Here is a 14,012-nt window from a genome sequence, read left to right as displayed (position 1 = left end):
ACTAGGCCGATCGCAGGCCCGATCACTAGGCCGATCGCAGGCCCGATCACTAGGCCGATCGCAGGCCCGATCACTAGGCCGATCGCAGGCCCGATCACTAGGCCGATCGCAGGCCCGATCGCGAGGCCGATCGCGGGCCCGATCGCGAGGCCGATCGCGGGCCCGATCGCGGGCCCGGCCCAGGGCTCGGGGTGGGGGCGACACCGGGACATGGACCCCCACCCCGCGGTCCCTGGGAGAAGGACCGGCTCGCCACGGCGTTCGGGGGAATTGACCCGCGGCGCGCACTGCAGACGCTAATTCCCGGGGGCGGCCGGATCTGCGGACTAATACGCAGATCCCATCGGGAAACCTGATTTTCCAGCACCGGCCATGCCGGGCACACGTTACGCTTTGCCCAGATCGCCGATGATCGGGAACTTTATCCGCTCATCCGCCCTCTGACGGAAGGCTGGCCGTGTCGGACGACGAGCAGGACGCAGTCGCGCGGGAGACCGCGCCGCCCGGGATCGACATCACCACGCCCAGCGTGGCCCGCGTCTACGACTTCATGCTCCAGGGCAAGGACAACTACGCCTCCGACCGCCGCGTCGCCGAGATGGCCCTGAAGATCGCCCCCGACGCCCCGGCGGCGGCACGCGCGGGCCGCCGGTTCCTGCGCCGCGCCGTACGGTACATGGCGAGCGAAGCGGGCATCCGCCAGTTCCTCGACATCGGCTCCGGGCTGCCCACCCAGGGCAACGTGCACGAGATCGCCAAGGAGGTCGCCCCCGACGCGCGCGTCGTCTACGTGGACATCGACCCGATCGTGCTCGTGCACGGCCAGGCCCTGCTGACCAAGACCAGCGGCACCGCGGTCGTCGCCGGTGATGTACGCCGCCCGGAACAGATCCTGGACAACCCGCGGGTGCGCGAGTACATCGACCTCGACCAGCCCCTGGGCCTGCTGTTCTTCGCTATCCTGCACCACCTCAACGACGACGAGGACCCGGCCGGCGTGGCCGCCCGCTACCTCGACGCCCTGGCCCCCGGCAGCCACGTGGCGATCTCTCACTTCCACAACCCGGGCCCGTCCATGCCGGAGGTCGCCGAGCAGACCGCAACCGCCGAGAAGCTGTTCAACGAGCACCTGGGCACCGGCCGCTGGCGCACCCGCGAGGAGATCCTGTCCTTCTTCGGCGACCTGGAACTCGTCGATCCCGGCCTGGTCCCGGTGGCCGAGTGGCGCCCCGAACCCGGCGAGCACTCCGAGCAGGGCATCACGTACCACACCTTCGTGGGCGGCGTGGGCCGCAAGCGCTGACACACCCCGGCGGGCCACCAGGCCGCACCGCGGGGGCGCGGGAAAATGTCGGTGCGGCCTGCTTGCATGGGCCCATGGCGAACGTACGACGCCGTGGCGTCACCCCCGACGAGTTCCTGCGCCTCGCGCTCGCCCTGCCCGAGGCGGAGGCGTACCCGGGCTACTCCGAGTACACCGGCCTGCGGGTCCGGGGCAAGGGCTTCGGCTACCTCAAGGAGGATTCCGGCACCGCCCTGCTCAAGGCCACCCTGGAGGAGCAGGCGGCCATGACGGCCGAGAGCCCCGAGGTGTTCACCCCGTCCTACACCTCGGGCCGCTTCGGCTGGGTCGAGGTCCGGCTGGCCATGGTCGATCCCGACGAGCTCCGCGAGCTGATCACCGAGTCATGGCTGCTCAGCGCCCCCGCCCGGCTGGCCAAGGCGTTCACCGGGTGATCGGCGAAAGACCGTCCGGTGTGCCGTGAGGCCCGCCGGACGTTGCGGTAATCCAGCCCCGATGCCATGAGATGCCCCACCACCGAGACCGGCCACGGCGGCGGCGAAGGCGCCCGAGCGGCGACACGCCAAGGGCGATGCCGCATTGGAACCTCCCGGTGCCGGAGGACGACGACCACAGTATGCCGGCCACGCCGACGTACCTCGACTCGTGACGAGTCCGGCTCGGCAGGCGGGCCGGGCCGGCTGACAAAGCGAGGGCGGCACGGTCAGCGGACGGTGCGCGTACGGTCAGCGCCTGCGCCGAGGCTGCCACCATGACGACTCCAACCGCGCCGCACGCCGCGGCCCCCGCCACCCCGGGAGCGCGTCGCAGGTGGGCGGCGCTCGCCATCGCCTGCCTGTCGGTGCTCCTGCTGTCCATCGACCTCACCGTGCTGCACCTGGCCCTGCCCAAGCTCGCGGCCGACCTGTCCCCCACGGCCCCGCAGATCCTGTGGATCGGCGACGTGTACGGCTTCGCGCTGGCGGGCCTGCTGATCACGATGGGCAACGTGGGCGACCGGATCGGCCGCAAGAGGCTGCTGCTCATCGGCGCGACGGCCTTCGGGGCGGCCTCGGCGGTGACGGCGTACGCGCCGACTCCCGAACTGCTCATCGCCGCGCGGGCGCTGCTCGGCGTCGCCGGCGCGACCATCATGCCGTCCACGCTGTCGATCATCCGCAACGTGTTCACCGACCCGGTGGAGCGCACCACCGCGACCGGCATCTGGAGCGGGATGAGCGCGGCGGGCTTCGCCCTCGGCCCGGTCGTCGGCGGCCTGCTGCTGGACCACTTCTGGTGGGGCTCGGTGTTCCTGATCAACCTGCCGGTCATGGTGCTGATCGTGGTCAGCGGCGCGCTGGTGCTGCCGGAGTCGCGCAACCCCTCCCCCGGCCGTCTGGACGCGGCCAGCGTCGTGCTGTCCATCGTGGGCGTGATCGCGGTCATCTACGCGATCAAGGAGGCGGCGACCGCGGGCGTGTGGCAGACCTCCGTGCTGACGGCGGCGGCCATCGGGGTGGCCGCGCTGGTGGTCTTCGCCTTCCGCCAGGTCAGGCTGCCCGAGCCGCTGATCGACGTACGCCTGTTCCGCCGCCGCGCGTTCTCGGCCGCGGTCGGCGCCAATCTGATCGCGATCTTCGGGATGTCGGCGCTGTCCCTGGTCTTCGCCTGGTACTTCCAGCTCGTACTGGGCTGGTCCCCGCTCCAGGCGGGCCTGGCGAGCATCCCGGGCGGCCTGGCGGCCGCGGTCGGCGGCGTCCTGTCCACCAAGCTGATCGCCACGTGGGGACGCTCATGGACGGTGGCGACGGGCCTGACCCTGTCGGCGATCTCCTTCGCCTGCTACTCCCAGCTCGCCACCGGCACGCCGTACGCGTTCGTGCTGACCGCCATGCTGATCGGCGGCCTGGGCATCGGACTGACCTTCGCCGTCACCAACGACACGGTGCTGGCATCGGTGCCCCGGGAACGCGCCGGCGCCGCCGCCGCCATCTCCGAGACCGCCTTCGAACTCGGCGGCGCCCTGGGCATCGCGATCCTGGGCAGCATCCTGAGCGGCGTCTACCGCGCCCACCTGACCCTCCCCCCGGACCTGCCCGCCTCCGTCGTCACCGCGATACGCGAGTCACTGCCCACCGCCCTGGAGGCGGCCTCCGCCCTCCCCACCGACCTGGCCGCGACGGTCGTGGCCACGGCGAAGAGCTCCTTCCTCAACGCCATCGGCGTCACCGCCCTGACCACCACCGTCATCATCGCCCTCCTGGCCGCCTGCACAGCCATCGGCCTCCGCGGCGTCCCCAAAATCATCCACGAGGCCCCAGACCACTGAGAGCGGGCAAGGAGGGTGAGGTCACGGGATAGGGGCCACTCCGGGACGAATCCGGGTACCGCTCTGGCCCCACCCTCCCCGAGCCGCGGCCCCACAAGGGGTGCTCTGACCGGCCCCAGCGAACGCGCGGTACAGCCCGGCACGGCGGCGGGCTTGAAGACGTAGGGGAACCTGTGACAGTGGGTCGCCCGAACCGGTGTCGATCTATAGGAGGTGCGTTCCGTCGTGGGCGCGCACGAAGGGGCCGTCACTGCGAAGGGCGTCAAGGACGCGAATGAGACGGGCTTCGGACATGCGTTCGCGTGCTTGCTCGATAGTGAGCCATGCCGATTCGCGGGCTTCGTCGCTGGGCTCTGGTTCACCCGATATGGCGTGGCAGCGGAAGGTCAGGGAGACGACTCCCAGCTTCATGTTCTTGTACACGCCGGTAAGGATCTCGGGCTCTATGCGGACGTGGGTCTCTTCGAGGACTTCGCGGATCACCGCGTCTTCGGGAGTCTCGTCGAGTTCGACCACTCCGCCAGGGGGTACCCAGCTACCATCATCGGCGCGCTTGATCGCGAGGACTCGCCCGTCTGGACGGAACACTGCGGCGGTCACGCTGACGGAGTGGCGTGGAAGGTCAGGCACGAGGTGCAACCTACCCAGTACTCCACTCACATCAGAGGCGCCACTGCCGACTTGGGAAAACGTTGATCACGGTCTCAGGGGGGTGACTTCCAGGACTTGCTGTGCCTCGGTGAGGTTCAGGAACTCGGCCTCTTCCGCGTCTGGTGATCGCGCTTCGATCTCCTCCACGAAGCGAGACAAGGCGGTGTCCTCGCCACGCCAGGCGGCGGTACAGGCTCGTTGGCCTGGTGTCCCGTAGCGCGACATGTGGCGCTTCCACATAGCCGATCACTCTCCGGTCTGCCCGGGGGGATCTTCTCCGGCGGGACACCTTCAACGCCAAGGCGTGGAAGCCGGCCATCAAGACGGGCCGACACCACTTCGCGAGTACGGCCCTGGCCGAGGGGGTGCCGATCTCCGAGGTCCCGCGCCGGCTGGGCCATGAGTCCATCACGACGATGGTTGATCTCTAGCGGGTCAGGGACGCGCTCGACGACGCGTTCGGTTCGGCGTTCCGTGTGCCCTGGAAGTGCCCTGATGCGATCATGCGGAAGACGCGGCAGGTCGGTGGGACGGAAGGCGGACGAGTCGGCCTGTAGGCCGGGTTCTGTCCCCTGGTGGGGGGCGGCCATCCATCTAGGGCCGTCGTTGCCGGCGGCCTCAAGCGGTCTACCCGCGCGGCTCGGGCGGGCCGCCCTCGAACGTCGCGCGCGGGACGGTCCTCGCGGGCCGTCCCTTCTTGACCTTGCTCCGGGTGGGGTTTACCGAGCCGCCCACGTCACCGTGGGCGCTGGTGGTCTCTTACACCACCCTTTCACCCTTACCTCCCGGTGGGGGAGGCGGTTTGCTTTCTGTGGCACTGTCCCGCGGGTCGCCCCGGGTCGGCGTTACCGACCACCCTGCCCTGTGGAGCCCGGACCTTCCTCGGCGGGCCGGTGTGGCCCGACGCGGCCGCCCGGCCGGCTCGTCCGCCGTGCTGGTCAGTTTAGCCGGTTCGGGCCGGTCACGGCGCAAGCGGGTTCCAAGTGATCAGCAAGTGGGGGCCGGTGGAATGAGTGGTGTCACCGCCGGGGAGGGCGGTGGCGAATGGCCGTGCCGGGCGCCCTGGGAGCCTGGCACGGCCGCCGGGGGACGGCTCAGCGGAGATGGGCGGTGTCGTTGAAGGACGTCACCACGCACGGGCCGTCGGAGTAGTAGTCGATCTGGGAGAGGCATGCCAGGTCGAGATGCATGCGGTACATCGCGGCGGGGGGAGCCAGCAGCGCGAGCCGCAGCAGCGTCTTGATCGGCGTGACGTGCGAGACGACGAGGATCGTCTTGCCCGGGTGCTCCCCGATCAGCCGTTCCCTGGCGTCCTCGACCCGCCGCGCCGTCGTGCTGAAGCTCTCCCCCGTGGGCGGCGCGGCGTCGGGGTCGGCGAGCCAGGCGGCCAGTTCGCGCGGCCAGCGGCGCTGGATCTCGGTGAAGGTGTGGCCTTCCCAGGCGCCGAAGTCGACCTCCCTGAAGCCCTCGTCCACCTGCACGGGGAGCCCGGTCTTCGCCGCCACCGCCTCGGCCGTCGCCCGCGCGCGGCGCAGGGGTGAGGTGACGATGACGTCGATCTCGTACGGCTTGCGCGCCAGGCGGGCGGCGGCGGCCTCGGCCTGGGCGACGCCCTGGGGGGTGAGCTCCGGGTCGCCGAGACCGGAGAAGCGGCGTTCGGCGGACAGGGGGGTCTCGCCGTGGCGGAGCAGGAGCAGGGTGGTGGCCGAGCGGGTGTCGTCAGCGCGCCAGCCCGTGCCGCGGCGGGGCCGGGGTTCCTCCACGCCCGACTCGGGGAGTTCGCCGGACGGGAACAGGGTGGGTTGTGCCGCCTCTTCCGGTGGCGGGGCCGGCCGGGGCGGGGCGGCCCCGGTGGCCGCGGAGTCCATGGCCTGGTTGGCCAGGCGGTCGGCGTGGCGGTTGTGCTCGCGGGGGACCCAGGTCCAGGTGACGCGCAGGCGGCGGGCCAGGGCGGCGGCCTCGGCGGCCAGGGGCCGCAGGCCCTCGTGCTTGACCTTCCAGCGGCCGGCCATCTGCTCGATGACCAGCTTGGAGTCCATCCGGACCTCCACCGCGGCGCCGTCGCCGGCCAGGGCCAGCAGGGCGGTCAGGCCGGCGATCAGGCCGCGGTACTCGGCCACGTTGTTGGTGGCAGTGCCGATGGGCTCGGCGACCTCGGCCAGGACCTGGTCGTCGGAGGCCGACCTGACCACCGCGCCGTACCCGGCGGGGCCGGGGTTGCCGCGGGAGCCGCCGTCGGCCTCGATGACGTACGCGGTCACAGGCCGGACTCGGGAGTGCGTACGAGGATGCGGCGGCACTCCTCGCAGCGCAGGACCTCGTCGGGGGCCGCGGCCCTGATGGCGTTCAGGTCGGCGATGGACAGGGAGACCTTGCAGCCCTGGCACCGGCCGCCGTACAGCATCGCGGCGCCGACGCCGTACTGGCCGCGCAGCTTCTCGTACAGGCTGAGCAGGTCGGCGGGGATGTCGGCGGTGATCGCGGCGCGCCCGCCGGAGACCTCGGCCTGCTCCTTGTCGATCTCGGCGAAGGCGGCGTCGCGGCGGTCCTCGGCTGCGGCGCGGGCGGCGGCGACCTCGTCGCGCTCGGCGATGAGCCGGGTCACGCGCGCGTCGGCGGCCTCGCGGCGCTCCATGATCTCCAGGACGACCTCCTCCAGGTCGGCCTGCCGCCGCTTGAGCGAGGCGATCTCGGACTGGAGGTTGGCCAGGTCCTTGGGCGAGGACACCTGGCCGGAGTCGAGCCGCTTCTGGTCGCGGTCGGCACGCGCGCGCACGGCCTCGACGTCGGACTCGGCCTTGGCCTGCTCGCGGCCGAGGTCGCTCACCTCGGTCTCGGCGGCGATCACCTGTGTGGAGGCGCGGGCCAGCCGGGCGGACAGCTCCTCGATCTGGGCGAGCTCGGGCAGCGTGCGGCGGCGGTGGGCCAGCCTGTCGAGGACGGAGTCGAGCTTGGCAAGGTCGAGCAGGCGCTGCTGTGCTTGTGGGGCTGCTTTCACTTCGTATCCTCGCACTGTGCTGTTGTCGTCCAGGCGTCCGTGACCGTCTCCGAGACGCGCGTCTCCACAGTATTCCCCCTCGCGGCCATAGCCGACGCCAACCGGGCGGCGGCGTCGGCCAGCCAGGGCCACTCGGTGGCCCAGTGGGCGGCGTCGATGAGGGCCGGCCCGCCCGCCTCGGCGAACTCGCTGGCGGGGTGGTGGCGCAGGTCGGCGGTGAGGAAGGCGTCCACTCCGGCGGCGCGGGCCGCGCCGAGCAGGGAGTCGCCGGCGCCGCCGCTGACCGCGACCCTGCGCACCGTACGCTCGGGGTCTCCGGCCACGCGCAGGCCCCAGGCGGTGCGCGGCAGGCCGGCGGCGGCCTGGGCGGCGAAGGCGGCCAGGGTCATGGGGGCGGGCAGCTCGCCGACGCGGCCCAGCCCGCGGCGCGGGTCGTCGGCGGAGGGCTGGAGCGGGGTCAGCGCGCCGGTGAGGCCGACGGCGCGGGCGAGGGAGTCGCTGACGCCGGGGTCGGCCACGTCGGCGTTGGTGTGGGCGGTGTAGAGCGCGACGTCGTTCTTGATCAGTGTGTGCACCACCCGGCCCTTGAAGGTGGTGGCGGCGACGCTGGTGGTGCCGCGCAGGTAGAGCGGGTGGTGGGTGACGACCAGGTCGGCGCGCCAGGCGAGCGCCTCCTCGACCACGGCGCGGACGGGATCGACCGCGAACAGCACCCGGCGCACGGGCGCGGCGGGGTCGCCGCACACCAGGCCGACGGAGTCCCAGGACTCGGCCCAGGCGGGGTCGTACAGAGTCTCGATCTCGCGCACCGTCTCGGCGAGAGTGGCTTCGTGGGGCACGTTGCGCACCCTATCGGGGGGTGTTCGCTCCCGCGCCGCAATCCTCTCCTGCGCGTGGCCGCTGCCGGCGCGATCGGCGCATGCGCATGAGGCCCGGCGGAGACGAGGGCGGGCGAAGATGCCGGGCGGGGCGCGCGAAAATGTAGCGTCGGGGGCAGAGCACCAGGGAGAGGGGTTTCACCTTGTCCGTAGACCTCCATCGCCGCGCCGTCGTGGCCGACACGCACAACGATCTGCTGATGGCCGTCAGCGCCCGTCCGCCGGAGCGGTGGGCGGCGTTCTTCCGGGAGCGGTGGCTGCCCCAGCTCCGCGACGGCGGGGTGGACGTGCAGGTGCTGCCGGTGTTCATCGACGACCAGTACCGGCCCGAGGGCGCGCTGCGGCAGACGCTGCGGATGATCGAGTGCGCCCACGTGCTGGCCGAGGGCAACCCGGACGACGTGCGCCTGTGCACCGACGGCGCGCAGATCGACCGTACGCTCGCCGAGGGCCGGATCGCGCTGGTGCTGGCGCTGGAGAGCGCCCCCGGCCTGGACGCGAACGTGGAGCTGTTCTCCACCATGCACCGGCTGGGCGTCCGGGTGGCCTCGATCGCGCACTGGGGCCGCACCCCGCTGGCCGACGGCAGCGGCGAGGACGCCACCGCCAGCAGGCTGACCGCCGCCGGGGTCGAGGCGGTGCGCGAGATGGAGCGGCTCGGCATGGTCTTCGACGTCTCGCACCTCGGCGCCTCGGGTGTCGCGCACGTGCTCGAACTGGCGACCCGGCCGGTCATGGCCACCCACTCCTCGGCCCGCGCGCTGCGCGACCACCACCGCAACCTCACCGACGAGCAGATCCGGGGCATCGCCGCGACCGGCGGCGTGGTGTGCGTGAACTTCCTGCCCGGCTTCCTGGCCGAGGACCCGGTCGATCACACCGTGGAGCGGCTGGTGGACCACATCGAGCACGTCGCGGGGGTCGCCGGGGTGGACCACGTCGGCCTGGGCCCCGACTTCGTCCGCGAGGTGCTGGCCGAGCTGACCCCGCCCTGCTGCGAGGGGTTCGGCTACAGCGGCATCGACGTCATGGCGACGCTGCCCGGCGTCGAGGGGCCGCGCGGGCTCCCGCTGGTCACCGACGCGCTGGTCAAGCGGGGGCTGCCCGAGGAGGACATCCTCAAGATCCTCGGCGGGAACGTGCTGCGGCTGTTCCGGGCCGAGCTGGGCCGCCCGGCGGGGGTGCCGGGGCCGGCCGCGTGAGCGCCGCCGAGACGGCCGCGGGCACCGCCTTCGAGCTGGACCGCATGCTCGCCGACCTGGAGGAGCTGGTGCTGTGCGAGTCCTTCTCCTCCGACCACGAGGCCGTGGCGCGCAGCGCCCTGGTGGTGGCGGCGCAGGGCGAGCGGCTGCTGGGGGCGGCGCCGGAGCCGATCCTGATCGAGGGCGTCACCCACCTGCGCTGGACGTTCGGCACGCCGCGGGTGCTGGTCCTCGGCCACCACGACACGGTGTGGCCGATCGGCTCGCTGGCTTCCCGCCCCTGGTCGGTCGCCGACGGCGTGGCGCGCGGGCCGGGGGTGTTCGACATGAAGGCCGGGCTGGTCCAGGCGTTCCACGCGCTGGCCGCGCTGCCGTCGCTCGACGGCGTGTGCGTGCTGGTCACCGGTGACGAGGAGCTGGGCTCGCCGACCTCGCGGGCGCTGATCGAGGAGTCCGCGCGCGGCCTGGCCGCCGCGTTCGTGCTGGAGGCCAGCGCCGAGGGCGGCGCGCTGAAGACGGCGCGCAAGGGCGTGTCCGCGTACGACGTGCTGGTACGCGGGCGGGCCGCGCACGCGGGCCTGGAGCCCGAGCGCGGCGTCAACGCGGGCGTCGAGCTGGCCCACCAGATCCTCACGATCGCCGGCTTCGGCGACGGCGCCACCACCGTGGTGCCGACGCTGGCGTCGGCGGGCAGCAGCCGGAACACGGTGCCGGCCGAGGCCCGGGTCGCGGTGGACGTGCGGGTGCCCGACCTGGCCGCGCAGGAGGAGATCGACCTGCGCATGCGCGCGCTCACACCGAGGCTCCCCGGCACCCGGATCGAGGTGACCGGCGGCCCGAACCGGCCCCCTCTGGAAGCCGCGTCCTCGGCGGGGCTGTTCGCGCTGGCCCAGTCGATCGCGGCGGAGCTGGGCCTGAAGCCGCTCACCGGCACGGCGGTCGGCGGCGCCTCCGACGGCAACTACACCGCCGGGGTGGGCTGCCCGACGCTGGACGGCCTGGGCGCGGTCGGCGGCGGCGCGCACGCGGACCACGAGCACGTGATCGTGGCGGAGATGCCGGGCCGGACGGCCCTGCTCAACGGGCTGGTCCAGGCGGTACTGTCCGGACATACCACCTTTTAATGTGAATTAGCAGGAGATTCGGTATGACCGGCACCCCACCGACCCTGAACCCGGTCCCGGACACCACCGCCGATGTGACCGCCGACGTGACCGCCGACGCGCTCGCGTACGCCGAGCGGGCGGCGGCGCTGAGCGGGGTGCGGGTCAGGGAACTGGTGGACCTCGGCGACCTCCAGGAGGTCTACCGGTTCTTCGACTCGATCTGGCACTTCGTGCCGCACGACCCGCCCATCACGGTGGAGCTGATGCGGGCGTTCGCCCACACCGGTAACTACGTGGCGGGCGCGTACGAGGGCGAGCGGCTGGTGGGGGCCTCGGCCGGGTTCCTCGCCGCCCCGCCCGGCCAGGTGCTGCACTCGCACGTCACCGGCGCCTCGATCGGGCGCGGCATCGGTTACGCGCTCAAGCTGCACCAGCGGGCCTGGGCGCTGGCCCGGGGCCTGGACCGGGTCACCTGGACCTTCGACCCCCTCGTGCGCCGCAACGCGTACTTCAACCTGGTCAAGCTGGGGGCGTTGCCGGAGGAGTACCTGCAGCGGTTCTACGGCACCATGGGGGATGCGATCAACGGCGGCGACGAGTCCGACCGGGTGCTGGCCGTCTGGCGCCTGCGCGGCGCACGGGCCCGCGCCGCGTGCCAGGGGCGCGGGGCGGTCGCCGAGGTGCCCGGCGGGGCCGCGATCGGGCTGGCCGACCACGACGGGCGGCCGGTGCCCGGCCCGGTGGACGCGCCGGTCGTCCTGGTCGCGGTGCCGCGCGACGTGGAGCGGCTGCGCGCCGCCGACCCGGGGGCGGCGCTGGCCTGGCGGCAGGCGGTGCGCGAGGTCCTCGGCGGGCTGATGCACGAGGGGGCCCGCGTGACCGGCTTCCACGAGCGGACCTACTACGTAGTGGAGAGAGCGTGAAGATCACTGGGGTCGAGCTGCGCCGGATCGCGATGCCGCTGGTCGCGCCGTTCCGGACGTCCTTCGGCACCGAGACGTCCCGCGACGTCCTGCTGGTGCGGGTGGTCACGCCCGAGTCCGAGGGCTGGGGCGAGTGCGTGGCCATGGCCGAGCCGCTGTACTCGCCGGAGTACGTGGACGGCGCCGCCGACGTGATCCGCCGCTTCCTCATCCCCGCGCTCGCCGCCCGCCCCTCGATCGACGCGTACGGCGTGGCCCGCGCGCTGGAGCCGGTCAAGGGCCACCGCATGGCCAAGGCCGCGCTGGAGACGGCGGTCCTGGACGCCCGGTTGCGCGCCACCGGCGAGTCGTTCGGCGCGTTCCTGGGCGCGGCGCGCGACCGGGTGCCGTGCGGCGTGTCGGTGGGGATCATGGACTCGGTGCCCGCGCTGCTGGAGGCGGTCGCGGGCTACCTCGCCGAGGGGTACGTCCGGATCAAGCTCAAGATCCAGCCCGGCTGGGACGTCGAGCCGGTGCGCGCGGTGCGCGAGCGGTTCGGCGACGACGTGCTGCTCCAGGTCGACGCCAACGCGGCCTACACGCTGACCGACGCGCCGCACCTGGCCCGGCTCGACCCGTTCGGCCTGCTGCTGATCGAGCAGCCCCTGGCCCACGACGACCTGGTGCAGCACGCGGAGCTGGCCAGGCGCATCCGTACGCCGCTGTGCCTGGACGAGTCGATCGAGTCGGCGCGGCACGCGGCGGCGGCGATCTCGCTCGGAGCGTGCTCGATCGTCAACATCAAGCCGGGGCGGATCGGCGGCTACCTGGAGGCGCGCCGGGTGCACGACCTGTGCCAGGCGCACGGGATCGCGGTGTGGTGCGGCGGCATGCTGGAGACCGGCATCGGCCGGGCCGCGAACGTGGCCCTGGCCGCCCTGCCCGGCTTCACCCTGCCCGGCGACACCTCCGCGTCCTCGCGCTACTTCGCCACCGACATCACGCCCCCGTTCGTGCTCAGCGACGGGCACCTCCCGGTGCCGGCGGGCCCCGGCCTGGGCGTGGACCCCGTCGCGGACATCCTCGACGAGGTCACCACCGGCACCGAGTGGATCGCGGTGTGACGGCCCCGCTCAGCGGGAGGCGAGGTACTCCTCGCGCACCCTGGACCGGCTGAGCTTGCCGGTCGGGGTGCGCGGGAGCTCCCGGCGGTACTCGATCACCTTGGGGTGCTTGAACCGGGCGATGCGCGGGGCGCAGTGGGCGAGCAGGCCGGCGGTGAGCTCCGGGCCGGGCTCGGCGCCCTTGGCGGGCTGGACCAGGGCGACCACGGTGTGGCCCCACTCCTCGTCGGGCACGCCGATGACCGCGACGTCGGCCACCGCCGGGTGCTCCAGCAGGGCCGCCTCGATCTCGGCCGGGTAGATGTTCACCCCGCCGCTGATGATCAGGTCGGTGCGCCGGTCGCACAGGAACAGGAAGCCGTCCTCGTCGAGGTAGCCGATGTCGCCCGGGGCGTACCACTCGCCGCGCATGGAGGCGGCGGTCTTGCCGGGGTCCTTGCGGTACTCGAAGCGGGCCGAGCCCGACTTGACGTAGATCATGCCGGGCGTGCCCGGCGGCTGCTCCTCGCCCTCGTCGTCGAGAATCCTGGCCTCGAAGCCGGGGGCGGGCCTGCCGACCGTGCCGGGGCGGGCGAGCCAGTCGTGCGGCTTGACCGCGAAGGCGATCGTCGACTCGGTGGAGCCGTAGTACTCGTACAGCACCGGCCCCCACCAGTCCATGATCCCCTGCTTGACCGCGACCGGGCAGGCGGCGGCGGTGTGGATCACCTGGGCCAGCGACGACACGTCGTACCGGGCGCGGACCTCCGGCGGGAGCTGCAGCATGCGGTGGAACATCGTCGGCACCATCATCGCGTTGGTCACCCGGTGCCGTTCGATCAGCTCCAGCACCGTCTCCGGCTCGAACCTGGGCGCGATGACCAGCGTGTGGCCGAGGTGCAGCGCGAACATGCTGTGCGCGCAGGGCGAGGAGTGGTACATCGGCGAGGTCACCAGGTGCACGCCGTCGCCGGGCTCGAGGTCGCACACCTCGCCCAGGAACCAGGTGTACAGCGGGACGACGGCCTCGGGCTCGGCGTCGGGGAGGCCGCGCTGCACCCCCTTGGGGAAGCCGGTGGTGCCCGAGGTGTACCACATCACCGCGCCCGCGCTGCGGCCGGCGGGTGCGGTCTCGGGCTGTCCCTCGGCCAGCGCGGCCACGTCCGTCACCTTGCCCTCCGCCGCGACCTGCCGGACGGCCCCGGCGTACGCCGGCACGGTCGCCACGCACAGGGCGTCGCAGTCGCCCAGGATGTAGCCGATCTCGGCGGGCGTGAGATGCCAGTTGACCGGCACGTAGTGCAGGCCGATCTGGCCGGTCGCCAGCAGCATGACCACCTGGTCGCGGCCGTTGGGCAGCACCCCGGCCACCACGTCGCCCCGCGCCGCGCCGCGGGCGCGCAGGCCGTGGGAGACCCGGTTCACCAGGGCGAGCAGTTCTCCGTACGTCGTGACCGAGCCGTCGGTGTCCACGACGGCGCGCCGCGCGGGGTCGGCGGCGGCGATGGCGTAGAAGCCGGGCAGCCCTTCGATGCCGGGCATCGCGTGCCTCCTCTCACCG

At 72.8% G+C, this 14,012-nt stretch carries 12 protein-coding genes and 1 other RNA gene; 7 read left to right on the top strand and 6 right to left on the bottom strand.

The genetic code is table 11. The annotated features are described in order from the left end of the window. The first annotated feature begins 457 nt into the window (after positions 1-457). The 3 genes from HNP84_RS24780 (at position 458) to HNP84_RS24770 (ending at position 3,611) form a co-directional block, all read left to right on the top strand. Positions 458-1,303 (top strand): SAM-dependent methyltransferase, encoded by an 846-nt coding sequence (locus HNP84_RS24780; RefSeq protein ID WP_185052267.1) that lies wholly within the window; start codon positions 458-460, stop codon positions 1,301-1,303. A gap of 74 nt (positions 1,304-1,377) precedes the next feature. Further along, positions 1,378-1,737 carry an MmcQ/YjbR family DNA-binding protein gene (locus HNP84_RS24775; protein ID WP_185052266.1) on the top strand — a complete coding sequence of 120 codons (360 nt, stop codon included), beginning with the start codon at positions 1,378-1,380 and terminating at the stop codon, positions 1,735-1,737. Between the two features lie 317 nt (positions 1,738-2,054). Continuing rightward, the gene (locus HNP84_RS24770) at positions 2,055-3,611 is read left to right on the top strand and encodes an MFS transporter (protein ID WP_185052265.1); all 1,557 of its coding nucleotides are present in this window, start codon (positions 2,055-2,057) and stop codon (positions 3,609-3,611) included. A gap of 204 nt (positions 3,612-3,815) precedes the next feature. On the opposite strand, the gene HNP84_RS24765 is transcribed toward HNP84_RS24770, so the two are convergent. The 5 genes from HNP84_RS24765 to HNP84_RS24745 form a co-directional block, all read right to left on the bottom strand. Beyond that, positions 3,816-4,241, bottom strand: coding sequence for an NUDIX hydrolase (locus HNP84_RS24765; RefSeq protein ID WP_185052264.1), 426 nt, complete (start codon positions 4,239-4,241; stop codon positions 3,816-3,818). 559 nt (positions 4,242-4,800) lie between these two features. Next, an RNA gene (gene rnpB / locus HNP84_RS24760) (RNase P RNA component class A) lies at positions 4,801-5,187 on the bottom strand. Positions 5,188-5,356: 169 nt separating this feature from the next. Beyond that, positions 5,357-6,523 carry a bifunctional RNase H/acid phosphatase gene (locus tag HNP84_RS24755; RefSeq protein WP_185052263.1) on the bottom strand — a complete coding sequence of 389 codons (1,167 nt, stop codon included), beginning with the start codon at positions 6,521-6,523 and terminating at the stop codon, positions 5,357-5,359. Further along, positions 6,520-7,260: a zinc ribbon domain-containing protein gene (locus HNP84_RS24750; protein WP_185052262.1), complete on the bottom strand. Its 741-nt coding sequence runs from the start codon at positions 7,258-7,260 to the stop codon at positions 6,520-6,522. Before HNP84_RS24750 ends, HNP84_RS24755 begins: the two co-directional genes overlap by 4 nt. Continuing rightward, positions 7,257-8,099 (bottom strand): Nif3-like dinuclear metal center hexameric protein, encoded by an 843-nt coding sequence (locus tag HNP84_RS24745; protein ID WP_185052261.1) that lies wholly within the window; start codon positions 8,097-8,099, stop codon positions 7,257-7,259. The genes HNP84_RS24750 and HNP84_RS24745 overlap by 4 nt, the downstream gene beginning before the upstream one ends. A 182-nt stretch (positions 8,100-8,281) precedes the next feature. Here HNP84_RS24745 and HNP84_RS24740 point away from each other — a divergent pair, with 182 nt between their 5' ends. Genes HNP84_RS24740 through menC form a run of 4 tightly spaced genes read left to right on the top strand, consistent with a single transcriptional unit; the run spans position 8,282 to position 12,472 of the window. Further along, on the top strand, positions 8,282-9,340 hold the full coding sequence (locus tag HNP84_RS24740) for a dipeptidase (protein ID WP_185052260.1): 1,059 nt from the start codon (positions 8,282-8,284) through the stop codon (positions 9,338-9,340). Further along, positions 9,337-10,464, top strand: coding sequence for a M20 family metallopeptidase (locus tag HNP84_RS24735; protein ID WP_312925636.1), 1,128 nt, complete (start codon positions 9,337-9,339; stop codon positions 10,462-10,464). Before HNP84_RS24740 ends, HNP84_RS24735 begins: the two co-directional genes overlap by 4 nt. Positions 10,465-10,487: 23 nt before the next feature. Next, on the top strand, positions 10,488-11,369 hold the full coding sequence (locus tag HNP84_RS24730) for a GNAT family N-acetyltransferase (protein ID WP_246518553.1): 882 nt from the start codon (positions 10,488-10,490) through the stop codon (positions 11,367-11,369). After that, positions 11,366-12,472, top strand: a complete 1,107-nt coding sequence (gene menC / locus HNP84_RS24725; RefSeq protein WP_185052259.1) for an o-succinylbenzoate synthase — start codon at positions 11,366-11,368, stop codon at positions 12,470-12,472. The genes HNP84_RS24730 and menC overlap by 4 nt, the downstream gene beginning before the upstream one ends. A gap of 9 nt (positions 12,473-12,481) precedes the next feature. Here the strand turns inward: menC and HNP84_RS24720 are convergent, their stop codons facing one another. Continuing rightward, positions 12,482-13,993, bottom strand: a complete 1,512-nt coding sequence (locus tag HNP84_RS24720) for an AMP-binding protein (RefSeq protein ID WP_185052258.1) — start codon at positions 13,991-13,993, stop codon at positions 12,482-12,484. Positions 13,994-14,012 lie beyond the last annotated feature (19 nt).

Source organism: Thermocatellispora tengchongensis, assembly GCF_014202315.1.
Lineage (GTDB): Bacteria > Actinomycetota > Actinomycetes > Streptosporangiales > Streptosporangiaceae > Thermocatellispora > Thermocatellispora tengchongensis.
The sequence above is the reverse complement of the archived record's forward strand: the minus strand, read 5'-3'. Positions and strand labels throughout refer to the sequence as shown.

Excerpts from the sequence above, each read along its gene's own strand:
- HNP84_RS24775 (WP_185052266.1), top strand. The coding sequence starts at position 1,378 with ATGGCGAACGTACGACGCCGTGGCGTCACCCCCGACGAGTTCCTGCGC.
- HNP84_RS24720 (WP_185052258.1), bottom strand. The coding sequence starts at position 13,993 with ATGCCCGGCATCGAAGGGCTGCCCGGCTTCTACGCCATCGCCGCCGCC.
- HNP84_RS24770 (WP_185052265.1), top strand. The coding sequence starts at position 2,055 with ATGACGACTCCAACCGCGCCGCACGCCGCGGCCCCCGCCACCCCGGGA.
- HNP84_RS24730 (WP_246518553.1), top strand. The coding sequence starts at position 10,488 with ATGACCGGCACCCCACCGACCCTGAACCCGGTCCCGGACACCACCGCC.